Source organism: Collinsella aerofaciens, from assembly GCF_039758965.1.
GTDB lineage: Bacteria > Actinomycetota > Coriobacteriia > Coriobacteriales > Coriobacteriaceae > Collinsella > Collinsella aerofaciens_BR.
Map to the genome: position 1 here is coordinate 1 of NZ_JBDMSL010000021.1, position 23577 is coordinate 23577.

Below are 23577 nucleotides of genomic sequence, written 5' to 3' on the forward strand. Positions count from 1 at the left end.
CGGCCCGTTCTGGGCGCGCCTCAATCGTAGCCCGAGATGGTCCCAGGCTGACAATTTCGACTGTAATGGACGTTCTTGAATGACTGGTCGTTTAAGAACGTCCCCAATGACTGGGTCGGAAAATTTCTTAAAAAAGTTCTTGCCCTGAGCTGATTCGTCCGTATAATAAACTTCGTTGCTTGAGAGCACGCACCTATTCCTCGGTAGCTCAATGGTAGAGCACGCGGCTGTTAACCGCGCTGTTGTAGGTTCGAGTCCTACCCGGGGAGCCAGAATTTTCCAGCCCTTTCCGTTGGGCTTTAAATTCCTCGGTAGCTCAATGGTAGAGCACGCGGCTGTTAACCGCGCTGTTGTAGGTTCGAGTCCTACCCGGGGAGCCAGAATTTTCCAGCCCTTTCCGTTGGGCTTTAAATTCCTCGGTAGCTCAATGGTAGAGCACGCGGCTGTTAACCGCGCTGTTGTAGGTTCGAGTCCTACCCGGGGAGCCAGGTTGTAAAACCCGTCGCTTATGCGGCGGGTTTTTTCATGCCGCGATCGCCGTTCGCGAACGTTACCATATCAACATTTCGTGTCGAGGATGTAATCCCGAGGCCCGCCACCTCAACATGCCGCGGTCGTTGTAGAATATTGCAATGATTGCTCCCACGACATGGTGCCGCGAGCACCAAGAAAAGGAGATTCTTGTGTCTGAGACCATTAACGGCAGCCTGAGCGTCTCGAACGACGTTATTGCCGATATTGCCGGTTATGCCGCGATGACGTGCTATGGCGTTGTCGGTATGGCTGAGCAGCTCCAGGGCGCCGAGAGCGTGCGCCTGCTTGCCGGTCAGCGCCTCCGCAAGGGCGTGCTTGTCTCCGCCGACGAGAACGGCCTTACGGTCGATCTTCACGTCGTGCTCGAGAACGGCGTCAACATGAAGTCCGTCTGCCACAATCTTTCGAGCTCCGTTGCCTTCACCCTGCAGGAGATCGCCCAGATCGATCCCGCCAGCCTTAAGATCGGCATCCATATCGACGCGCTCAAGAGCCGTCTGAACTAGCATCCGAAAACGGAGATTCAAATACCCATGATTGCAAAGACCATTCGCACCTGTTTTCCGATCGCTGCGGCTGCCGTTTCCGACAAGGCCGAGGAGATCAACAAGCTCAACGTCTTCCCCGTACCCGATGGCGATACCGGCACCAACATGTCGCTCACGCTCGCCTCGGTGACCAAGGAGCTCTCTGTCCTTCCCGCCGATGCCGATATGGAGGCCATCGCCGGTGCCATCACCCACGGCTCTCTCATGGGCGCTCGCGGTAACTCCGGCGTTATTACCTCGCAGATTCTTCGCGGCGTGGCCGAGGGCCTTGTCTCTGCCGACGAGCCTATTACGTCCGCCAATATTGCCTTCGCCTTCCGTCGTGCCGTCAAGGTCGCCTTCCAGGCCGTCCGCAAGCCCATCGAGGGCACGATCCTCACGGTCCTGCGCGATGTCTCGACCAAGGCCGATGAGTGCGAGAAGAAGAAGTTCTCGGCCGAGGATGCGCTCGATGCTATCGTCGTCGAGGCGTACCAGTCCGTTGCTCGCACGCCCGACCTGCTGCCCGTTCTGAAGGAGAACGGCGTGGTCGACTCCGGCGCCTTTGGCTTTGCCATCTTCCTGGAGAACTTTGTTGCCGCCGCGCTTGGCCGCAGCACCGTTGTCGAGGATTTCTCCGCCACGTTTGATTCCGCTGGCTCTGCCCGCGATGCGGCCCTTGGTCGCGTTGAGATCGAGGCCAACGACGACTGGGAGGGCTCGGAGTTCCGCTACTGCAACGAGTTCCTCTTTAAGGCCGACGCCCCGTTTGACGAGGACGAGTGCCTTAAGTTCCTGGGTTCCATGGGCGACTGCGAACTGCTCGTGGGTGCCTACCCCGATTACAAGATCCATGTGCACTCCAACACCCCCAACCTGGTGCTCGAGCACATGCTGCAGCTCGGTCAGATTTACGAGGTCTTTATCCACAACATGGAGATGGAGGCCCACGACCGTACCGCCAAGATTCACGAGGACCAGGAAAAGGCCGCCGAGCCCGCGAAGGCCCTGGGCTTTGTCGCCGTTGCCGCCGGTTCCGGCGAGGCCGACATCCTTAAGTCCCTCGGCGTCGACGTGATCGTGTCGGGTGGCCAGACCATGAACCCCTCGACCGCCGACCTGCTGGGCGCGGTGGACCAGGTCAACGCGACCTCGGTCATCATCCTGCCCAATAACGGCAACATCCGCATGGCTGCCGAGGCTGCCGCTTCTGCCTGCACGGACAAGAAGGTTGCCGTCGTTCCCACCAAGACCGTCCCGCAGGCGTTCTCCGCGCTGTTCGCGGTCCTGCCCGATTCCGAGCTCGAGGACGCCGTCGCCGCCATGGTCGACGCCATCAGCGAGGTCCGCGATGGCGAGGTCACCCGCGCTGTGCGCGACTCCAGCGCCTCCGACGGCTCGCCGATTCACTCCGGTGACGTCATGGGTATCATCGCCGGCTCCATCGACGTGGTCGGCTCCGACGTGAAGCAGGTCACGCTCGACTGCATCAACCGCATGCAGGAGGAAGAGGAGGGCGACGCACTGACGATTCTGGCCGGCGAGGAGCTGTCCGATGAGGCCTTCCAGGAGATCGTCGACGCTATCGAGGAGGCTCAGCCCGACTTGGAGATTGACGCCCATCGTGGCGAGCAGCCGCTCTATCCCGTGATTTTCTCGATCGAGTAGGCATCTCGTCATGTCCGAGCTGTGCTCCGTGCCGCGCGTCTCGGAGCGCTTTGCCCAGAGCAATGCGCTCGATGAAGATATCGCGCGACTCAAATATGTTTCGGGTAAACGTGAGGAGGCCCTTCGCCGTCTGGGAATTCGGACGGTGGGGGACCTCCTTCTCCATATCCCTCATCGATACCTGGACTTTACCCGTTCGTGGTCCATCGAGATGGCGCCCATCGGTACCATGTGCACCATCATCGCCACGGTCGACCGTATCGTCCAAAAGCAGCCGCGTCCGCGCATGCAGGTGACCGAGGTCTCACTCGTTGACGAGACGGGCGTGCTGCAGGTCGCCTTTTTCCGCCAGCCCTGGATTGCCCAGCAGCTTAAGCAGGGCGACCGCCTGGCCGTGATGGGCAAGGTCGAGTTTGCCTACGGCTTTAAGCAGATGGCCTCGCCGCACTTTGAAAAGCTCGAGGACGGGCGTGCCGCAGGCACCATCCTGCCGGTCCATTACGTGAGTGATGGCGTGAGCCAGGCGTGGATGCGCCGCATCGTAAGCGGCGCGCTCGAGGTCGTCGGCAATCCGTTCGATCCGATTCCCGCGCCGCTGCGCGCAAAGCGGAAGCTCATGAGCAATGCCCGCGCGTTGCGCTCAATCCATTTTCCATCGAGTATGGCAGAGCGCGACATCGCGCGTCGTCGCCTGGCCTACGAGGAGTGCCTCTACCTGCAGCTGGCGTTGCGTCTGCGCAACGACGGCGGCCTGGTCGATGTGGTGCCCTATGCCCACACCGCGGGCGAGCACCTGGCCGCGCTCAAGCAAGCCCTGCCGTTTTCGCTGAGCGACGAGCAGGAGGCCGCGTTCCAGGATATCCTGCGCGATATGTGCGATGACGGGCGTGTGATGAACCGCCTGCTGTTGGGTGATGTCGGTACCGGTAAGACCGCCGTTGCCGCCTGCGCACTGGCTGTGGCTGCCGATAGCGGCACGCAGGCCTGCGTTATGGCGCCCACGGGCGTGCTGGCGCGCCAATATGCCGATAAGACCGGCCCTCTGCTCTCACAGGCCGGCATGTCCTGGGCGCTTCTGACGGGTGCCACGCCGGCTGCAGAGCGCGAGCGCATCCATGCACAGCTGAAATCGGGCGAGCTTAATGTGCTCTTTGGCACCCACGCGGTGCTTTCGGATAACGTTGCGTTCAAGCATCTATCGCTCGTGGTCATCGATGAGCAGCACCGCTTTGGTGTGGGCCAGCGCAACGCTCTGCGCGCGAAGGGCCCCGGTGCCGATCTGCTCGTTATGACGGCAACGCCCATCCCGCGTACGCTGGCGCTTTCGGTCTACGGCGATCTGGATACGAGCATCATCCGCCACCGGCCTGTTCCGGGTGCCGGTGTGACCACGCGCGTGCTCACCGAGTCGAGCCGCGACCTCGCCTATGGCGCCATTCGCGAGGCGCATGAAAAGGGTCAGCAGGCCTACGTGATTTGCCCGCTCGTGGAGCCGAGCGATTCGGCCGATGAGTTGGAGGACGTACCCGGTATCGCCCGCGACGAGGAGGGCCGCGTGACGGTCCCCGTGCCGCTTCACGATACGGCAACCGAGCTCGACCGACTGCGTCTTGCGTTGCCGGGGCTTACCGTCGAGCGCCTTCACGGCCGTATGCCGGCGGGGGAGAAGGATCGGGTCATCGATGCCTTCAAGCGTGGCGAGATTGACGTGCTCGTCTCGACTACGGTGGTCGAGGTGGGCGTCGACGTGCCCAATGCCACCGTCATGGTTATCGAGAACGGTGAGCGCTTTGGTTTGGCTGCCCTGCACCAGCTGCGCGGTCGCGTGGGCCGTGGCAGCGTGTCGGGCACGTGCCTGGTCATGACGCACTCCAAGGGCAACGGCGGCGCATCGGCGGCACAAGACCGTCTCCAGTCGCTCGAAAAGACCTCGGACGGCTTTACGCTCGCCCAGATGGACCTGCGCCTGCGCCATGAAGGCGAGATCCTGGGTTATCGTCAGCATGGTGGTGTGACCCTGCGCTTTGTCGACCTGGACGCCGATGAGGACCTTATCGAATGGGCCCATTTGGACGCGGTCGAGCTCTTGCGGTATGCTTGCAACCTTGACTCTGTGGCGACGCGTCCCTTGCGCGACGCGGTCGCCATGCGTTATCGACATATCTTTAAGGAGGTCAGCGGAGGATGAGAATCATCGGCGGCGAATGGCGCGGTCGTAAGATCGAGGAGCCCCGTGGTCGCGATGTCACCCGCCCCACGACTGATCGCGTGCGCGAGGCGTGCGCATCTATGGTCATGTCGGCATTCGATTTCGATCTGGACGAGGTCCGTGTGCTGGACGCCTTTGGCGGCTCCGGTGCCCTAGGTATCGAGATGCTCTCTCGTGGGGCCCGCTCGCTCACGACGTTTGAGATCGATCGCAACGCCGCGCGGCTCATTACCAAGAATATCGAGTCGCTCTGCCGTGACCGTGCGCGTTGGCGCGTGGTAACGGGCGACATGCTGATGAGTGCCTCGCGCGGTCGTGTGCCGGGCGGCCCCTTTGATCTGGTCCTGCTCGACCCGCCGTATGCTTTTGGCGCCGAGCCGGTCGAGGAACTGCTGCAGAATCTGGCTCAGCAGGGTCTGCTTGCGCCTGGCGCTTATGCCCTGTTTGAGCATGCCTCCGCCGATGCGGGCGCGCATCCGGCAGGCTTTGAGACTGTACGTGAGAAGCGCTACGGCATTACCTCGGTCGACCTGCTTCGTTGGGTCGGCGATGACGACGGTGAGGACGATAGTGCCGTCACCGATGCCGATAACAACGATGCCACGACGTTTCAGGAGGACGCCCATGAATGACACCATCAACCGCGTGATCGTCCCGGGCACCTTCGATCCCATCACGTTTGGCCATATCGATGTGATCCGCCGCGCCCGCCGCATCTTTCCCAGTGTGATCGTCGCTGTTGCAGAGTCGCAGGGTAAAAACGGTGTGGGCACCACGTTTATGCTCGATGAGCGCGTGGCGCTGGCCCGCGAGGCGCTCGGTAATATCGACGGCGTCGAAGTCCTGCCCTTTACCGGCCTCTTGGTCGACTTCGCTCGTGAGCAGGGGGCGGGGGCCGTGGTCAAGGGCCTGCGCGCCATGACCGACTTTGAGTATGAGCTGCAGCAGGCCGACCTCAATTATCGCTTGGATAGCGAGCTGGAGTCCATCTTTGTCATGAGTGCTCCGCAGTACGGTTACATCTCGAGCTCGGTCGTTCGCCAGATCGCCTCGCTCGGCAGCGATGTATCGACGTTTGTGCCGCCCAACGTGGTCGAAGCGCTCAGACATCGCTTTTCGTGACGTTTTTTATTGCCTGGTGGCATGTGGTAAACTAGCACGATGATAAGTTACCTATGAAAGGAGACCGGATGCCGGGCGAGAATTTTCCTGGCGATAGGATCGTCAGCTTGGTCGATGAGCTCGAAGGGCTGATCGAGGAAGCCAAGCCGCCTTTCGGCAAGAACGCTCAGTTCAAGGTCATCGACGCCGACGTGTTCTTCAATATCCTCGACGAGATCCGCATGAGCTATCCCGAGGAGTGGCAGAAATCCCGCCGTATCCTTAAGGAGCGCGAGGAGCTTATGGCTTCCGCCGCCGCTCAGGCTGATTCCATCATCGCCGACGCTCAGCAGCAGGCCCTCACCATTGCCGGTGAGCAGGAGATCGTCCGCCTTGCGCAGCAGCAGGCCGACGACATCCGCGATCGTGCCCAGCAGTACGAGCGCGAGACGCGTTATGCTGCCGAGGACTACGCGGAGCAGGTCTTTACGCACCTGGAGGAGAACCTCAAGAGCCTGACTGGCACCGTTACCCGTTGCCGTCAGCAGCTCAACGAGGGTGCCGCCCAACAGAATGGTCAGTGGTAATGGCTGAGTTTCCGAGCGTTACCGTCGATCTTTCCGAGCAGCTCGAGTTTCCTGGAGATTCGTATCCGCTGACCGGTAAGGTCGATGTCGCCACCTACACGGTGGGCGAGAAGGAGTACCAGCTTCAGGACGGCATCGACTACGACGTTGTCTTTACCAATGCCGGTACCGGTGTCTTGCTCACGGGCATGGTCCGCGCGCACGCCACCGGCGAGTGCGACCGTTGCCTGGAGCCCGCCTCGTTTGATATCGCCGGCGAGATCGAGGAGTTCTACCTCTTTGAGGAGCCCGAGGATCCCGAGGCCTACGAGGACGGCTACGAGCTCCTGGGTGAGGACCGCATCGTCGATCTGGGCGAGCCCATCAATGACGCGGTCGTTATGGACACGCCGTTTGTGGTGCTCTGCAAGCCCGATTGCCGTGGTCTGTGCCCCACATGCGGTTGCAATCTCAACGTCGAGCAATGCGATTGCGCCGCCCAGGCAGAGGCGGAATGGGCCGCTGCCACGGAAAATCCATTTGCAGCATTGAAGAATCTCAAGCTTGATGAGTAAAACTGTGGTAGTATCGCTACTTGCGCGTAATCGCCACACTGGATAGTTCATAAGGAAGGTCACTATGCCCGTACCTAAACAAAAGCAGGGTCGTATCCGCACTCACACCCGTCGTTCCGCCAACATGAAGATCTCGGCTGCGGCTCAGTCCACGTGCCCCCGTTGCGGCGCTGTCAAGCTTCCGCACCACGTGTGCCCCAGCTGCGGTTTCTACAAGGACCGCGAGGTTATCGTTACCGAGTAACGGTATACTCTGGATGCGATGCCGTTCCAAATGGAACCACAATGGCCGGCTCAATGAGTCGGCCATTTTTGTATAAGGAGCATGTATATGAGTAACGTTCGCGTTTGTGTAGACGTTGTGGGCGGAGACGAGAAACCTCAGGTTGTTCTCGATGGTATCGAGGCTGCGCTTGCCGCCGATCCCGATATCGAGGTCTTGGCGGCTGGCCCGGCCGAAATCGTCAATCCCTTTGCAGCTTCCCATGCACGTGTTGAGGCCCTTGAGGCACCTGACGTTATCGCCATGGATGACGATCCCATTCGCGCCGTGATGACCAAGCGTAAGTCGTCGATCGTGCTTTCTTGCCGCGCCATTAAGAAGGGCAACGCGGATGCGTTCTTCTCCGCCGGCTCGACCGGTGCCATGACCGCCGCTGCCACCGCCTACGTGACGCCGTTTAGGTATCAGGCCGAAGGCAAGAAGCAGCCGGTGCGCCCCTGTCTGACCAATGCGCTGCCCAATCGCGCCGGCGGTCTGACGGTGCTGTGCGACATGGGTGCCAACCCCGATGTCGAGGTTGACGATATGGTGCGTTTTGCCCAGATGGGCAGCGCCTATGCCCGCGTCGTCCTGGGCATCGAGCATCCTCGCGTGGGCCTGCTTGCCAACGGCACCGAGGACGAGAAGGGTTCTAACTTTACCAAGGCCTGTTTCCCTGCTATGAAGGCCGCCGTTCCCGGCTTTGTTGGTAACTGCGAGGGCACCGACCTCACCTCAGGCAACTTCGATGTCGTCGTTGCCGATGGTATGTCGGGCAATATTGCGCTCAAGGCCACCGAGGGCGCTGCCAAGTTTTTGCTGCAGGAGCTCAAGGGTGTCTTTATGTCTTCGCTCGGCACCAAGATTGCCGCGCTGCTCATCAAAAAGCAGATGCGCGAGATTAAAGCCAAACTTTCGGGCGACGCCAAGGGCGGCGCGATTCTTTTGGGCCTGCGCGGCGTGGTCCTGATCGGCCATGGTGCCACCTCGGTCGAGGCTGTCAAAAACGGTACGCTCGCGGCGGCCGAAGCCGTGCGCGCCGGGCTGGTCGAGAATGTCGCCAACTCTATGGACGGTATCGTTTTATAAGAGCGAGTTAGAGCGCTGTTATGTGCTTCGCGGTGCACGTCGTGGGGTAGAATCAGAACCGTGTCTTGGTACCGCCCGGGCGGTACCATTCTTTTGGTATTCATGCACTATGAGAGGAAGCGCTATGGACCGCTCCGAAATCTTCGACAAGATCGCCGAGGTCGCTGCTGACGTTCTGGGCGTCGATGTTGCCGAAATTAGCGAGGAGACCACCTTTGACGACCTCGATGCCAACTCGCTCGAGCGCCTGCAGCTGGTTACGGCTATCGAGGACGAGTTCAACCTCGAGATCGATGACGAGACCCTGCTCTCGCTCAACTCTGTCGCCGACGCCGTCGACGCTATCGAAGCTGCCAAGGAGGCTTAAGTCTTGGCTTTATCCGACCGACTTACGCGCGCCCAGGAAATCCTGGGCCACGAGTTCAACAATAAGGTGCTGCTGCGCGCGGCGCTTACGCATCCCTCGGCAGTCGAGGGCCAGCCGGTTTCTGCCAGCTATGAGCGCCTTGAGTTCTTGGGCGATTCCATTTTGGGCGCTGTGGTCGCACGCTCCCTGTTTGAGTCCTATCCGGAGTTTGACGAGGGCAAGCTCACGCGCTTGAAGGTGTCGCTTGTCTCGGGCGCTACGCTGTCCGAGGTTTCTCACGAGCTGGGCATCGACGACATCATCATCTTTGGTGCCTCCGAGACCGGTACCGGTGCGCGCGGCCTGCATTCGGCCCTCGAGAACGTCTATGAGTCGCTCGTGGGCGCGCTGTACCTGGATGCCGGCTGGGACGTTGCGGCGGAGTTCATTCACCGTACGCTTAAGCCGCATTTGGCTTCCGAGCGTGCCGAGCATCCTGCGAACCCCAAGTCGTTTTTGCAGGAGTGCGTGCAAGCCGACGGTCACGAACCTCCGGCGTACAAGCTCGTTGGCTCCGAGGGCCCGGCGCATGCGCCCACCTTTACCGCTGTGGTTTTGATCGATGGTATTCGCCAGGGTCGCGGCTCCGGCTCCTCAAAGAAGGAAGCCGAGGGAGCTGCCGCGCTCGAAGCGCTCGACCGCATGGGTTACACCACCAACGGCGTGATTCTGAACAAGAAGCACGTGTAAGCGAGGAACCGTGTATCTCAAGTCCCTCACGCTCAAAGGGTTCAAGTCGTTTGCCGACCGCGCCCATATGACGTTTGAGCCGGGCCTGACCGTCATCGTCGGTCCAAACGGCTCGGGAAAATCGAACATCTCTGACTCGATTCTGTGGGTCCTGGGCGAGCAGAGCGCCAAGCAGCTGCGCGGCCAGGCCATGGAGGATGTCATCTTCTCGGGCTCGTCGGCGCGCAAGCCGGTGGGTGTCGCCGAGGTCACGCTGGTGCTCGATAACTCGGACCATATGTTGCCCGTCGACTTTGACGAGGTCGCCATCACCCGTCGCATGTATCGCTCGGGCGAAAGCGAGTACCTCATCAACTCGAGTCCGTGCCGCCTGATGGACATTCAGGACATCCTGCACGATTCGGGCCTGGGCAAGGATACGCATTCCATCATCAGCCAGGGCAAGCTCGACGCCATTTTGCAGAGCCGCCCCGAGGAGCGTCGCGCCCTCATCGAGGAGGCCGCCGGCATTTCCAAGCACAAGCGCCGCAAGGAGCGTGCGCTCAAAAAGATTAAGTCGATGGACGAGCACCTGACGCGTGCCCGCGACATCAATAAGGAAATCGCCCGTCAGCTGCGACCGCTGGAGCGTCAGGTCGATCGCGCGCGCAAGTACAAAGAGCTGTCCTCGCGCGCGAACGAGCTTACGCAGATGCTGGCTGTCGATGAGCTTCGTTCGCTGCAGTCGCAGTGGAACGACCTGGAGAGCCGCTCCAAGGAAGGTGCTGCCGAGCTGGAGCTTGCGCAGTACCGCATGAGCGAAAAGGAGCGCGAGCTCGAGAAGCTCCAGGTTATGCTTGAGGAAAAGGGCCTGTTTGTGGGCGACCTGGGCGAGCAACGCCGTCATATGCAAGATGTGGTCGGCCGCATTAACTCCGACATGCGCCTGCTCGAGGAAAAGGGCCACAACATGGTGTCGCGCCTGTCTGACATGCGCGGTCAGATTTCGAGCTCCGAGCATCAGCGTCGTCGCGTGGTCGAGGAGCTCGAGGACGCGCGTGCGCAGCTTGAGGAAGTGACCGGTGCGCATATGCAGGCCCAGGAGGACGTTGACGCCGCTGGTCCTGCCGCCGCTGAGCTCCACGAGCGGCGCGTGGCGCTCGACAATCAGATTTCGCAGCTTACGCGTGAGCAGCGCGATGTGCAGCGTGTGGCTGATAACGCCGCGCTTGAGCTCGCCAAGGTGAAGGATTCCTTGAGCAATGCCGAGGTCGAGGACAACATGTATGCCTCGCGCCTGGAGCAGATTGACGAGCAGCTCGAGGAGGTCACGGCCTCGCTCGAGAGCCGTCGCAACCGCGCCGAGGAGCTTGAGGGCGCTCTTGAGGAAGCGCGCCAGGCTCAGGTTGATGCGCGTGAGGCCACCGAGACGGCACGCGCGGCCCTGAAGGACCTGCGTGCCCGCGAGAGCGAGGCACGCAACAAGTTATCCGAGGTGCGCTCGGAGCTTGCCAGCCAAAAGAAACTCGATGCCCGCATGGCCGACAGCTCGCCGCTCGTGAGCCGTCTGATGGGTGCGCTGGGCGATGATGTCTCGGGTCGTTTGGGCGACGTGCTCGAGGCTCCTCGTGAGCTCGAAGGCCTGGTCGAGCAGCTGCTTGCCGGCGATATCGATGCTCTTTTGTTTGATGACGCCGCCACGCTTGAGCGTGCCGGTCGTGCGGCTCTGGACCAAAATAAGGCCTCGGGCGAGGCACTGCTGGTGGCGCGCGGCGTGAGCGGCTCTACCGCCGCTGTGGGCGCCTCCGGTACCCGTCTGGTTGATCGTCTGTCCGTGCGCGCAGGCTACGGACCCGTCGTCGAGGCGCTGCTCGGCGGCTATTACGTCGTGGACGATCTTTCTGCCGCGCTTTCGGCGCCGGTCGTTGACGGCGTGACTTACGTGACCCCCGATGGCGCCCGCGTCGCCTGCGGCGGCCTGGTGCGTGTGGGCCTCGATGCCGGCGAGGCGTCGGGTGCTCTGGAGCGTAAGCGTCGCATTCGCGAGCTGGAGGGGCTTGAGCCCGATTTGGCCGCTGTGTTTGAGCATGTGTCGGATCGGGTCGTCGAGGCCAACGCGGCCGTTGAGGAAGCGCGTGCCGCTGAGGACGATGCCGCCGGCGAGATCGCCCGTCTTGAGGGCGAGCGCCGCTCGCTGCTCTCCGAGATCGGCCGCTTGGAGCAAAGCGCCAACAATGCCGAGGTCGAGCGCGTGCGCATCTCCAAGCGCCGCGAGCAGGCCTCCGAAGCCGTTCGCGCTGCGCGCCCGCGCGTTGACGAGCTCACCCGTTCGCGTGACGAGGCCCGCGCGCAGGCAAGCGATCTGGGCTTGCAGATTTCCGAGGCCAACGACGAACTCGACCGCGTTCGCCGTGACGATTCCGAGGCTGCCGGCAAGCTCGCCGACGCCAAGGTTCGCCTAGCCCAGACGAGCGAACGCCTGCGTTCGCTGAAGGGCCGCGTGCCCGACCTTGAGCATCGTCTTGAGGGCATCGACCGTCGTATCCGCGGAACACGCCAGGCCTCGCGCTCGCTCGAGCTGCTGCGCCTGCGCGTCGATCCCATGCACGAACGCTATTCTGCCCTGTTGGAACGCGCGTCGGATTGGGCAGCGCGCCTGCGTGACCAGGCCTCTCTGGAGGAGGCGGACTCCGCTTCGCTCAAGAAGACCATCGAGGATGCCAAGGCAGAGGTTGCCCGCGCTAAGGAGCGAGTCGATACCGCCTCCGCCACGCAAAACGAGTTCAAGGTCGCGCGTGGCAAGCTCGAGGTGCAGGTCGAGGCTGCCATCAAGGCCATTACCGCCGATGGCACGACGGTGCTCGAGGAAGCGCTCATGCTTCCTGCTCCTACCGACCGCGATGCCGCCGAGCGCGAACTCAACCAGCTTGTGCGCCAGATCAACAACCTTGGTCCCGTTAACCAAGTTGCCATGGAGGAGTACGAGCAGCTCAAGCGCCGCGCCGACTACATCGAGGAGCAGCTGGCCGATCTGGAGAGCGCGCGCAAGGCGCTCACCAAGATCACGGTGGCCATTGATCGCAAGATGCGCAAGGCGTTCCTGGTGACGTTTGAGAAGGTCGACGCGAACTTCCGCGAGATCTTCGCTATGCTCTTCCCGGGCGGCCAGGCTCATCTGGAGATGACCGATCCCGAGCATCCTGCCGAGACGGGTATCGAGGTCGTGGCGCAGCCGCGCGGCAAGCGCATCACCAAGATGATGCTCATGTCGGGCGGCGAGAAGAGTCTGACGGCGCTCGCCTTGCTCTTTGCCGTGTATCGCACGCGCACGGTGCCGTTCTATGTGCTGGACGAGGTCGAGGCGGCGCTCGATGACGCCAACCTGTCCAAGCTCATCGGCGCGCTCGATGTGTTGCGTTCCGATACGCAGCTCTTGGTTATCTCGCATCAGCGCCGTACTATGGAGGACGCTGACGTCCTCTATGGCGTCTCGATGCAAGCCGACGGCGTCAGTCGCGTCGTCTCGCAAAAACTCGATCGCGAAACCGGAAAGGTCGTGAATGCATAATGGGATTCTTCGATGCTCTCTCGCGCGGACTTGAGCGAAGCCGCGAGGCCCTCAACGAGGTCTTCTACTTTGGCGGTGAGGTCGACGAGGATTTTTGGGAGGACCTGGAGGACACCCTCGTCATGGGTGACATGGGCGCCGAGATCGCCATTCAGGTCTCCGATGACCTGCGCGATGCCGCGGCCAAGAAGAACCTCAAGACCGCTCCACAGCTTCGCCGTGCCCTGGCCGAGCAGCTTGAGCAGCACTTTGTGCCCATCGAGCGCGATCCGTTCTCCGATACGCCGAGCTGCGTGCTGTTTGTGGGCATTAACGGTGCCGGCAAGACCACGACGGTCGGTAAGATCGCGAGCGCCATGGCCTCCCGCGGCAAGAACGTCGTGATCGGTTCGGCCGATACCTTCCGCGCTGCCGCTATCGAGCAGCTCGATGTGTGGGGTCAGCGCGCTGGCGTCCCCGTCATCAAGCGCGACCGCGGCTCCGACCCGGCAAGTGTTTGCTACGACGTTCTCGACGAGGCCGACAAGCGCGGCAGCGACCTGGTGCTCATCGATACCGCCGGTCGTCTGCACACGAGCCCCGAGCTCATGCGCGAGCTTGCCAAGGTGGTCAATGTGACCCGCAAGCGCGCCGCCAATATGGCCGCCGGCCCCATGCCCGTCTATGTCGTGCTCGTGATCGATGCCGCAACGGGCCAAAACGGCCTCAACCAGGCGCTCGAGTTTAACGAGGCGCTTGGCCTGGACGGTATTATCATGACAAAGCTCGACGGCACGGCAAAGGGCGGTATCGCCATGGCCGTGGCCGAGAAGCTCAAGCTTCCCATCCTGCGCATCGGCGTGGGCGAGCAGGTCGATGACCTGCAGGAGTTCAATGCCAAAGATTTCTGCCGCGCCCTGGTGGGCGAGTCCAATTAAGGAGTGACTAGTGTTTGATTCTCTGAGCGATCGCCTCAACGACACATTTGACCGCCTGCGCGGCAAGGGCAAGCTGACCGAGGCCGATATCACCTCGGCCATGCGCGATATCCGTATGGCGCTGCTCGAGGCCGACGTCAACTTCAAGGTCGTCAAGGAGTTTGTCGCTAAGACCAAGGAGCGCTGCATGACCGCCGAGGTCATGGAGTCGCTGTCGCCGGCGCAAAACGTCGTCAAGATCGTGCTCGACGAGCTTACCGAGATGCTCGGCTCCACCGAGAGCAAGCTTGTCTTTAGCAACCGCATTCCCAATGTCATCATGCTCGTGGGCCTGCAGGGCTCCGGCAAGACTACGGCGGCCGTAAAGCTGGCCTACCTGCTCAAGAATCAGGGCCGCTCCCCGCTGCTCGCCGCGTGCGACGTCTACCGTCCCGCCGCTGCCGACCAGCTGGCCACGCTCGGCGGCGAGATTGGCGTTCCGGTCTTCCGCGGTGACGGCGAGCACCCGGTCGACATCGCCAAGGGCGCCATTCAGGAGGCCGTCGACCACCTGCGCGATGTGGTCATCGTCGATACCGCCGGCCGCCTGCAGATCGACGAGCAGATGATGCAGGAGGCCGTGGACATCAAGAAGGCCGTCAAGCCCGATCAGGTGCTGATGGTCGTCGATGCCATGACCGGCCAGGATATCGTCAACGTCGTCTCGACCTTCGCTGAGCGCACCGACTTTGACGGTGTGATCATCTCCAAGCTCGACGGCGACGCCCGTGGCGGCGGCGCGCTTTCTGTGCGCCAGGTGACCGGTAAGCCCATCAAGTTCGTGAGCATGGGCGAGAAGCCCGATTCGCTGGAGCCGTTCTATCCCGATCGTATGGCCAAGCGCATCTTGGGCATGGGCGATGTTGTCGGCATCATCGAGAAGGCCCAGGAGGCAGCCGACGCCGAGCAGCTCGAGGCTGCCGAGCGTATGCTGCGCGAGGGCTTCACCATGAACGACATGCTCGACCAGATGAAGGCCGTCAAGAAGATGGGCGGCATGAAGGGCATCCTGGGCATGCTCCCCGGCGGCCAGCGTGCGCTTAACCAGATGGGCGGCAACCTGGACGAGGGCATCTTCGACAAGAACGAGGCCATTATCATGTCGATGACCAAGGAGGAGCGCCTTCGCCCCTCCATCATCAACGGCCAGCGCCGTGCCCGCATTGCCAAGGGCGCCGGTGTGACCCCCACCGAGGTCAATAGCCTTATGAAGCAGTGGGGCGAGATGAATAAGATGATGGGCCGCATGCGCACAATGGCCAATCAGGCGCAGGCCGGCGGCAAGAAGGGCAAGAAGGGTAAGAAGGGCAAAAAGATGCGCATGCCCAATATCCCCGGCCTGGACGCTATGGGCCTGGGCGGCATGGGCGGCCTGGGTACGGGCGGCCCCAAGTCCGATATGGACCTGCTGCGCCAGATGGAAGCGCAGATGCGTAATAAGAAGTAACGGCTGGTTGAGTCGAGTATGGCGAAGGCCGCCTGGATGGTACTCCAGGCGGCCTTCGCCGTTCGTTCGCAGGTTGTCGCACGCGCGGAAGCGTGCTGGCGCCGGGGTATGTGCCGCTAGTGGCAGCCGCAGCCCTCATGTCCGTCGTGGTCGTGATGGCCGTGACAGCCGCAGGACTCGCCATGCTCATGGGTGTGCTCGTGGTCATGTCCATGGCAGTCGCAGGTGGCCTCGCCGTTCTGTGCGAGCGTGCCGGCAATGAGGGCCTCGACGCAGGCATCGCAGCTGCCCTGGGCGCCCGCATAGACCGTGATGCCGGCTTGGGCAAGCGCGTTGATAGCGCCGCCGCCGATACCGCCGCAAATGAGCGTGTCAACGCCACCGTTGGCAAGCAGGCCCGCCAAGGCGCCGTGGCCGGTGCCACCGGTGCCTACGACCTGCTCGTTGAGCACCTTGCCATCCTGGATGTCGTAGATCTTGAACTGCTCGCTGCGGCCAAAGTGCATAAAGATGTTGCCGTTGTCGTACGTTGTTGCCACCCTCATGGTGCCGACCTCCTTTGCTGGCCATGCGGCCGTCGTCGTGGTGATGGGGGAGTACGCGATGTTGCCGCCTTCGATGACGATCGCCCGTCCATTGACCAGCGCGTTTGCCACCTTGCGATGCGCGCGACTGCTGATTGCCGCCACCGTGGCGCGGGCGATACCCATGTGCAGGGCGACGGCCTCCTGATTGAGGCCCTCCAGATCGCACAGGCGCAGTACTTCGAGCTCATCGACCGTCATATCGATAGCGTCTCCGCTGGCAAGGCCATCGGGGGTAAAGCCGCGATATTCGGGGATGATCCCAACGCGGCGTAATTTTTCTCGTCTTCCTGACATACACTCTCCAAATCTGACATATGTCAACAATAGAATAGCGAACGTGCGGATTTGCGCAAGTAATTCCTGGCATATGTCAGAAAATGAGGGGTTATGTTTGGGCTGTGGGGCCGCGTGCGCCTGGGCTACAATAAAAATCGCTTATAGACGACTGACAGGAGGGTCAATGAGCAAGGCTGATCAACAGTTTGTAGCCATGTGCCGCGACATTCTGGACCATGGCACCACCACCGAGGGCCAAAAGGTCCGTCCGGTGTGGGAGGACGGCACCCCTGCCTATACCATTAAAAACTTTGGCGTTACGGCGCGCTACGACCTGCGCGAGGAGTTCCCTGCGCTCACCCTGCGCCGCACGGCCCTCAAATCTGCCATGGACGAGATCCTGTGGATATATCAGAAGAAGTCCAATAACGTGCATGACCTCAACAGCCATATTTGGGATGAGTGGGCTGACGAGACCGGCTCCATCGGCAAGGCCTACGGGTATCAGATTGGGCAGAAGAGCCATTACGCCGAGGGCGACTTCGATCAGATGGACCGCGTGCTGTACGACCTTAAGCACACGCCGTACAGCCGCCGCATTATGACGAACACCTATGTGTTTAGCGACCTGTCCGAGATGCACCTGTACCCGTGCGCGTACAGCGTGACCTATAACGTCACGCAGCGTCCGCAGGACGATAAGCCCACACTTAACATGATTCTCAACCAGCGCAGCCAGGACATTTTGGCCGCGAACAACTGGAATGTGTGCCAGTACGCCATCTTGCTGATGATGGTTGCGCAGTCGGTCGATATGATTCCTGGCGAGCTGCTGCATGTGATCGCCGACGCCCATATCTACGACCGTCATGTCGATATTGTCCGCGAACTTATCGAGCGTCCGCAGTTTGCGGCGCCTAAGGTAACGCTTAACCCCGACGTGCACGATTTCTATGCGTTTACGACCGACGACCTGATTGTGGAGGGCTACGAGCACGGTCCGCAGGTCAAGAACATTCCCATTGCGGTGTAGGTGGTGCTCATGACGTGTAAGCTATCTGCTATCGTTGCCGTGTGTGACGATTGGGGCATTGGGTGCGAGGGCGACATGGTGGTGTCCAATCGCGCCGACATGCGCCATTTTGTGGCCTGCACCAAGGGCTGCCCGGTCATCATGGGGCGCAAGACGCTGCTGAGTTTTCCCGGTGGGCGTCCACTCAAGAACCGTCGCAATATCGTGCTTACCCGCGACGAGGATTTTGCTGTCGAGGGCGTCGACGTGGTGCATAGCATCGACGAGGCGCTCGCCGCGGTTGCCGATGAGCCCGTTGCGTGGGTGATCGGCGGCGGCGATGTCTATCGGCAGTTTTTGCCGTATTGCGCCGAGGCCGAGGTCACGCACAACCATTGCACTCATGCCGTGGACACGTACTTTCCCGATTTGGACGCCGATCCCGCGTGGGAGATTGCGTGGCGTGGCGGTGTTGCCACGATTGCCTCGGGCGAGGGCGACGAGGGTGTCGATTATGAGTTCGTGACGTATCGTCGCGTTGAGGCGTAAATCGCCTGGCGTGAACGGTATTATCGGGTTGATTGAATGTATGGGGCGGCGCTTAGCGTCGCCTCGTTTGGTATAGATGTGCTGTAAAGAAGGGTGCGGGCAGGCTGCTATGACTGATGCCGTTGAGGTTCTGCGAATTGATTCGCTCGAGGACGAGCGGCTCGATGCCTACGTGCGACTGACCGAGCGTGAGCTGCGCTGCGTGCTAGAGCCGCAAAAGGGCATCTTTATCGCCGAGAGTGCCAAGGTTATTGAGCGCGCGGTGCGTGCCGGATACGAGCCGGTGAGCTTTCTTTTGGGCGAACGCTGGCTCGACCAGATGATGCCGCTGTTTGAGCGCCTGGTTGTGCGCGAGGGCGCAGGTCCGGTTCCTGTGTTCGTGGCTTCCATGGAACTCATGGAGCAGCTGACGGGCTTTAACGTGACGCGCGGTGCGCTCGCGGCGTTTCGTCGCCCGCGGCAGATTCCGGTTGATGAGTTCTTGGGTGGCGTCGTCGAGGCGGCGGGGGAGCGCCCGGTGCGCGTGTGCGTGCTCGAGGGTATTGTCGACCACACGAACGTGGGTGCGATTTTCCGCTCGGCCGCCGCGCTCAATGTCGACGGTATTTTGGTCAGTCCGACGTGCTGCGACCCGCTGTACCGTCGCTCGGCCCGCGTGAGCATGGGCACGGTGTTTCAGGTGCCGTGGACGCGTATTGGCAGCGAGGCTCGTGTGTGGCCGCACGATGGCCTGGCGGCACTGCACGAAGCCGGTTTTTCGTGCGCTGCGATGGCGCTGACGGACGACTCCGTTTCGCTGGACGATCCTGCGCTGCAGGAGGTTGATCGCCTGGCGATCTTTATGGGCACCGAGGGTGCCGGCCTGGGCGCCAAGACTATCGCGGGCTGCGACCGAGCCGTGCGCATTCCGATGGCGCACGGGGTCGATTCGCTCAACGTGGCCGCGGCGAGCGCTGTCGCCTTTTGGCAGCTGTGCCCGCACGTGAGCAATGAGTATCACTACCAGCCGGGTTTGTATCACTAGGCACTTATTCCGCACCGCGCTCTAATTCGGGGTGTTTCGGTCGCCGCCAGTCGGTGCTAAGCTGGTTTTGGCTTTGGTTTTAAATTGCTGTTTTGCTGTTTGACGTATGCGTGTGGGGAGGGCGTGTGGCTAAGAAATCTACGGCGATCGATGTAACGCAAGGAGTCATTTGGCAGCAGCTGCTTTCGCTGTGCGTTCCCATCTTTTTTAGTTCGTTTTTTCAGCAGGCCTACACGCTTATCGGTACCTATATCGTCGGTCAGTTTGGCGGCAAGCTCGCGCTAGGTGGCATTCAAGCTACGATGGTGCTCACCGAGCTCTGCATTGGCTTTTGCGTTGGCGTCGGCGCCGGCTGCGCGGTCATTACCGGTCAGTATTTTGGTCAGCACGATGATGAGCGACTGAGTCGTTCGGTCCATACAGCCATGACGCTCGCGCTGGTGGGCGGTATCGCTTTCTCGATTCTTGGCATAGTGTTCGTTGAGCCCATGCTGGTGCTTATGAACACGCCGCATGAACTATTGGCCGAGGGTGTGGCCTATGCTCGCTGTTATTTTGCCGCGATGGTTGCGGCACTGCTGCTGAATATGGGAACCGCACTGCTGCGTGCCGTGGGCGACACGCGCGGGCCCGCCGTGATCATTGCCTCTGGCTGCCTTGTTAACGTGGTGCTGGATATCATCTTTGTCGCTGTGTTGCATATGGAGGCGCTGGGCTGCGGCATCGCAGTGGCGCTGACCATTTGCTCCAATGCAACGATGATCGTGTTGCGCATGATGCGCGCTCCGGGTGCATGGCGTCTTTCGCTGTCTAAGCTCGGTATCGATCGCGGTATTTGCAAGAGTATGATCTCGTGTGGTCTGCCACTCGGTTTTCAATCGGCTGCCTATTCGATCTCGAACGTGCTGATCCAGGTGTCGGTTAATTCGTTTGGCGCCGATGTCACGACTGCTTGGGGTCTATCTGGGCGCCTGGATGGCATTATCTGGATGGTGACCGAGGCGCTCGGCGTATCGATCACTACGTTCTCGGCGCAGAACTTTGGCGCGCGCAACTACGAGCGCATGCGCAAGGGCTACCATACGTCGCTCGTGCTGTCGTTTATGCTCATTGGTGGCCTGTCTGCCGTGCTGCTGGTGTTCTCGGGCCCGCTGTCGCGTTTGTTTGTCGACGATGCTTCGATTTCGGCGTACACCACGACTATCCTCCATTTCATTGCGCCGTTCTATGCGATTTTCTCGATTATCGAGAACGCCTCGGGTTCCATCCGCGGCGCCGGCGTGAGTTTGCAGCCTATGATGCTCACCATCTTTGGCACCGTTGTCTTGAGGGTGATCTGGGTGTTTGCGATCATGCCCTTCGATCCGTCGCTCGAGCATCTACTGCTGGTTTACCCCGTAACCTGGCTCATCACGGCCACGATGTTTACCATTTACCACCACAGCGGCAACTGGCTCGGCCGCGCCACCGCCTAGCCATTCGGGACGTCCCCAATGGCTAGTATTCGATGCCTTGGCGGGCTAGGAGTCCTTCGTCGAAGTAGTGTTTGATGGGGCGCATTTCGGTGACAAGGTCGGCGAGGTTCGCGAGGGGCAGCAAGCCCCGGCCGGTGAGCACGAGCTCCGTGGTGGCGGGCTTTATCGCGATCAGCGCTTCGACATCCTCGCGCGTCACGAAGCCGCGGCGCATGGCCTCGCCGAGTTCATCCAAAATCAGAACGTCGACCTGTGATATCTGCTCGCATGCGAGCTCCATGATCTGCGCGGCGCAAGCCTCGGGTGTGTCGCGGTCGGCTTGTACGATGCGTAGCCCTAAACGAGGTGCTGCATCATGTTCGGCGCAGTGCAGCTTCTTGGCAAACTGAAGCATGAGCACGTTAAGTCCATAGCCCGTGGCACGCAGCGCGAGCCCCAGCGCAGCCGTCGTCTTGCCCTTGCCGTCGCCCGTATAGATTTGAACCTTGCCGACTTCCAGTGATGCCATCTCTGTCTTTTCGTGCCCGGCGTCGGTTTATCGCCGTTCGGGTTGGGTATTCTAGAAAGCATTATCAACCCCAGTAGATGGAGTTCAAGCAGATGGAGATGGATGACAACAAGCGTAGACGGAATATGATCCTCTACGTGCTCATCGCCTTCGTCGTCTACCTCGTGCTCTCGACCGTTCTGTTCCCCAACATCGGTCACACGCAGCAGATTACGAAGACCGATTACTCGACGTTTGTCAAAGCGCTCGATAAGAAGAGTGTCGACAAGGTCGAGTACAACACGGACGATTACTCGATTTATTACACCAAGAAGGGCGAGGACGAGAACATCGCCTATAAGACGACCGGTGTGCCGAACGATGCGGGCTTTACCGATCGCGTGCTTGAGTCTGGCGCTTCGCTGGAGTCGGTCGTTCCCGATAAAAACTCGGGTTTGATGACCTATTACCTGCTCACACTCATTCTTCCCATGGCGATTTTCTTCCTCATCGGTTGGTGGCTCAACCGCCGCATGAAGAAGGCTATGGGCGATGACGGCCCGTCGATGAACTTTGGCGGCGGCGGTTTTGGCGGCGGCGGACTGGGTAAGTCCGGCGCGCGCGTGATCGCCTCCAAGGACGTGGGCGTGACCTTTAAGGATGTCGCCGGCCAGGAAGAGGCCAAGGAGTCTCTCAAGGAGGTCGTCGACTTTCTGGAGAAGCCGCAGCGCTATGAGGAGATCGGCGCCAAGTTGCCGCGCGGTGCTCTCCTTGTTGGCCCTCCGGGTACCGGTAAGACCCTGCTTGCCAAGGCTGTTGCCGGCGAGGCGGGCGTTCCGTTCTTTAGCATTTCGGGCTCTGAGTTCGTTGAGATGTTTGTTGGTCGCGGCGCTGCTAAGGTTCGTGACCTGTTTAAGCAGGCCAAGGAAAAGGCACCGTGTATCGTCTTTATCGATGAGATCGATACCATCGGTAAGAAGCGCGATGGCGGCGGCTTTAGCGGCAACGACGAGCGCGAGCAGACGCTCAATCAGTTGCTGACCGAGATGGATGGCTTCGATAACCACAAGGGTATCGTTGTCCTTGCCGCAACCAACCGCCCCGACAGTCTCGATCCCGCTCTACTGCGCCCCGGTCGTTTTGACCGCCGCATCCCCGTCGAGCTGCCCGATCTGACCGGCCGCAAGAACATCCTCGAGCTGCATGCTAAGAGCGTGAAGACCGAGCCGCCGATCGACCTGACCGCGATTGCCCGCGCCACGCCCGGTGCCTCGGGCGCCGACCTGGCCAATATCATCAACGAGGGCGCCCTGCGCGCCGTTCGCGAGGGTCGCAAGCGTGCAACCCAGGACGACTTCGAGGAGTCGGTGGAGGTCGTCATTGCCGGCCAACAGCGTAAGTCCACGGTGCTGTCCGACCACGAGAAGCAGGTCGTTTCTTATCACGAGATCGGCCATGCCATCGTTGCCGCTCGCCAGAAGGGCTCTGCGCCGGTCACGAAGATCACCATCGTGCCGCGCACGAGCGGTGCTCTTGGTTATACCATGCAGGTCGAGGAGGACGAGCGCTTCCTGACGACGCGCCAGGAGGTCTTGGACAAGCTCGCTGTCTATTGCGGTGGCCGCGCAGCCGAGGAGCTCATCTTTGGAGAGATGACGACCGGCGCCGCCAACGACATCGAGCAGGCCACCAAGCTCGCCCGTAATATGGTGACGCGCTTTGGTATGTCCGACGAGTTTGGCATGATGGCGCTCGGTACCGTGCAGAACGCGTATCTCAATCAGGACACGTCGCTCACCTGCGCCCCCGGTACGGCCGAGCGCGTGGACGCGATTGTCGCCAAGCTGATCGAGGATGCGCACGACCGCGCTTTGCAGATTCTGAAGGAGAACAAGTTTAAGCTCCACGAGCTGGCTCGTTATCTGTATAAGAAGGAGACCATCACGGGCGAGGAGTTCATGAACCTCCTCACGCGCGAGAATCCGCTGATGCCCAAGCAGCAGTAAAGCCGCGGCCGAGCCAGTAAACGCCGACGCCCCATTTGAGCAGCTTTCTCAAATGGGGCGTTTTGCTTGAGAGGGATGGAAATGAAGATCGTGGTGAGCGCCTGCTTGATGGGCGAGAGCTGCAAGTATAATGGGCTCGACAACTATCATCGCGAGTTGGTCGAGGCCTGCGAGCGTACAGGGACCGAGGTCCTCTTGGTGTGCCCTGAGGTCTTTGGGGGCCTGCCCACGCCGCGCAAGCCGTCCGAGATTGTGAACGGCGAGGTCTGTACCTGCGAGGGCGTGTCCGTTGACCTGGAATTTCGCCTAGGCGCCCAACGTGCGCTCGACATGTGCGAGCAGGCGGGTGGGCCGGAAGAGATCGCCGCGTGCATCCTGCAGGACCGTAGTCCCTCGTGCGGCGCGAGCCTCATCTACGACGGAACATTCAGTGGCACCCTCACGGCGGGCAACGGCGTCTTCGTTGATTTACTGCTCCGCCACGGTTATCGCGTGATCCCGGCTAGCGAGTTCGACCCCAGCATGCTGGAGCAATAAAAAACCACCACAAAGGTGCTGCTCCCTTGTGGTGGTTTTGGCCTGGG

Annotated in this window: 22 protein-coding genes and 3 tRNA genes; 23 read left to right on the top strand and 2 right to left on the bottom strand. The window is 61.0% G+C overall.

Annotated features, from left to right (window positions below; genetic code table 11):
* Nucleotides 1-197 precede the first annotated feature (197 nt).
* The 17 genes from ABHU32_RS07700 (at nt 198) to ffh (ending at nt 15577) form a co-directional block, all read left to right on the top strand.
* Nucleotides 198-272: transfer RNA gene (locus ABHU32_RS07700), tRNA-Asn, on the top strand.
* Between the two features lie 33 nt (nt 273-305).
* Nucleotides 306-380, top strand: a tRNA-Asn gene (locus ABHU32_RS07705).
* Nucleotides 381-413: 33 nt separating this feature from the next.
* Nucleotides 414-488 (top strand) — tRNA-Asn (locus tag ABHU32_RS07710).
* Between the two features lie 195 nt (nt 489-683).
* Nucleotides 684-1040, top strand: a complete 357-nt coding sequence (locus ABHU32_RS07715; protein WP_022093773.1) for an Asp23/Gls24 family envelope stress response protein — start codon at nt 684-686, stop codon at nt 1038-1040.
* A gap of 27 nt (nt 1041-1067) precedes the next feature.
* On the top strand, nt 1068-2729 hold the full coding sequence (locus ABHU32_RS07720) for a DAK2 domain-containing protein (protein WP_152068084.1): 1662 nt from the start codon (nt 1068-1070) through the stop codon (nt 2727-2729).
* 10 nt (nt 2730-2739) lie between these two features.
* Nucleotides 2740-4917: an ATP-dependent DNA helicase RecG gene (gene recG, locus ABHU32_RS07725; RefSeq protein WP_346979554.1), complete on the top strand. Its 2178-nt coding sequence runs from the start codon at nt 2740-2742 to the stop codon at nt 4915-4917.
* Nucleotides 4914-5570: a 16S rRNA (guanine(966)-N(2))-methyltransferase RsmD gene (rsmD, locus tag ABHU32_RS07730; protein WP_195520468.1), complete on the top strand. Its 657-nt coding sequence runs from the start codon at nt 4914-4916 to the stop codon at nt 5568-5570. Before recG ends, rsmD begins: the two co-directional genes overlap by 4 nt.
* A complete protein-coding gene (gene coaD / locus ABHU32_RS07735; protein ID WP_152068081.1) occupies nt 5563-6060 on the top strand; it encodes a pantetheine-phosphate adenylyltransferase in 498 nt (165 codons plus the stop codon). Before rsmD ends, coaD begins: the two co-directional genes overlap by 8 nt.
* Before the next feature lie 68 nt (nt 6061-6128).
* Nucleotides 6129-6626, top strand: a complete 498-nt coding sequence (locus ABHU32_RS07740) for an ATP synthase subunit B family protein (RefSeq protein ID WP_040358176.1) — start codon at nt 6129-6131, stop codon at nt 6624-6626.
* A complete protein-coding gene (locus tag ABHU32_RS07745; RefSeq protein WP_055309521.1) occupies nt 6626-7180 on the top strand; it encodes a YceD family protein in 555 nt (184 codons plus the stop codon). The genes ABHU32_RS07740 and ABHU32_RS07745 overlap by 1 nt, the downstream gene beginning before the upstream one ends.
* A 64-nt stretch (nt 7181-7244) precedes the next feature.
* Nucleotides 7245-7424 (top strand): 50S ribosomal protein L32, encoded by a 180-nt coding sequence (gene rpmF, locus ABHU32_RS07750; RefSeq protein WP_022094017.1) that lies wholly within the window; start codon nt 7245-7247, stop codon nt 7422-7424.
* Between the two features lie 87 nt (nt 7425-7511).
* A complete protein-coding gene (gene plsX / locus ABHU32_RS07755; RefSeq protein ID WP_152068080.1) occupies nt 7512-8531 on the top strand; it encodes a phosphate acyltransferase PlsX in 1020 nt (339 codons plus the stop codon).
* Nucleotides 8532-8655: 124 nt separating this feature from the next.
* Nucleotides 8656-8898: an acyl carrier protein gene (locus ABHU32_RS07760; protein WP_055286398.1), complete on the top strand. Its 243-nt coding sequence runs from the start codon at nt 8656-8658 to the stop codon at nt 8896-8898.
* Between the two features lie 3 nt (nt 8899-8901).
* The gene (gene rnc, locus ABHU32_RS07765; RefSeq protein ID WP_138112385.1) at nt 8902-9627 is read left to right on the top strand and encodes a ribonuclease III; all 726 of its coding nucleotides are present in this window, start codon (nt 8902-8904) and stop codon (nt 9625-9627) included.
* Between the two features lie 10 nt (nt 9628-9637).
* On the top strand, nt 9638-13174 hold the full coding sequence (smc, locus tag ABHU32_RS07770) for a chromosome segregation protein SMC (RefSeq protein WP_346979555.1): 3537 nt from the start codon (nt 9638-9640) through the stop codon (nt 13172-13174).
* Nucleotides 13174-14091 carry a signal recognition particle-docking protein FtsY gene (gene ftsY / locus ABHU32_RS07775; protein WP_195919866.1) on the top strand — a complete coding sequence of 306 codons (918 nt, stop codon included), beginning with the start codon at nt 13174-13176 and terminating at the stop codon, nt 14089-14091. The genes smc and ftsY overlap by 1 nt, the downstream gene beginning before the upstream one ends.
* A 10-nt stretch (nt 14092-14101) precedes the next feature.
* Entirely contained in the window at nt 14102-15577 is a 1476-nt protein-coding gene (gene ffh / locus ABHU32_RS07780) for a signal recognition particle protein (RefSeq protein WP_346979556.1), read from the top strand.
* Nucleotides 15578-15693: 116 nt separating this feature from the next.
* Here the strand turns inward: ffh and ABHU32_RS07785 are convergent, their stop codons facing one another.
* Nucleotides 15694-16458, bottom strand: a complete 765-nt coding sequence (locus ABHU32_RS07785) for a NifB/NifX family molybdenum-iron cluster-binding protein (protein WP_346979557.1) — start codon at nt 16456-16458, stop codon at nt 15694-15696.
* Nucleotides 16459-16624: 166 nt separating this feature from the next.
* Here ABHU32_RS07785 and thyA point away from each other — a divergent pair, with 166 nt between their 5' ends.
* The 4 genes from thyA (at nt 16625) to ABHU32_RS07805 (ending at nt 20500) form a co-directional block, all read left to right on the top strand.
* Entirely contained in the window at nt 16625-17473 is an 849-nt protein-coding gene (gene thyA / locus ABHU32_RS07790) for a thymidylate synthase (protein WP_006234017.1), read from the top strand.
* A gap of 9 nt (nt 17474-17482) precedes the next feature.
* Nucleotides 17483-18001, top strand: a complete 519-nt coding sequence (locus ABHU32_RS07795) for a dihydrofolate reductase (RefSeq protein ID WP_117746018.1) — start codon at nt 17483-17485, stop codon at nt 17999-18001.
* A gap of 109 nt (nt 18002-18110) precedes the next feature.
* Nucleotides 18111-19025 carry a TrmH family RNA methyltransferase gene (locus tag ABHU32_RS07800; RefSeq protein WP_195503179.1) on the top strand — a complete coding sequence of 305 codons (915 nt, stop codon included), beginning with the start codon at nt 18111-18113 and terminating at the stop codon, nt 19023-19025.
* A 125-nt stretch (nt 19026-19150) separates the two neighbouring features.
* Entirely contained in the window at nt 19151-20500 is a 1350-nt protein-coding gene (locus ABHU32_RS07805; RefSeq protein ID WP_195544370.1) for an MATE family efflux transporter, read from the top strand.
* A gap of 22 nt (nt 20501-20522) precedes the next feature.
* Here ABHU32_RS07805 and ABHU32_RS07810 read toward each other — a convergent pair whose 3' ends face one another.
* Nucleotides 20523-21008 (bottom strand): cob(I)yrinic acid a,c-diamide adenosyltransferase, encoded by a 486-nt coding sequence (locus tag ABHU32_RS07810; protein ID WP_346979558.1) that lies wholly within the window; start codon nt 21006-21008, stop codon nt 20523-20525.
* A 92-nt stretch (nt 21009-21100) separates the two neighbouring features.
* Between ABHU32_RS07810 and ftsH the strand changes: the two genes are divergently transcribed.
* Together ftsH and ABHU32_RS07820 are read left to right on the top strand one after the other, a co-directional pair.
* A complete protein-coding gene (gene ftsH, locus ABHU32_RS07815) occupies nt 21101-22993 on the top strand; it encodes an ATP-dependent zinc metalloprotease FtsH (protein WP_171021520.1) in 1893 nt (630 codons plus the stop codon).
* Between the two features lie 81 nt (nt 22994-23074).
* Entirely contained in the window at nt 23075-23530 is a 456-nt protein-coding gene (locus tag ABHU32_RS07820) for a 2-thiouracil desulfurase family protein (protein ID WP_195625084.1), read from the top strand.
* The last annotated feature ends 47 nt before the right edge of the window (nt 23531-23577 follow it).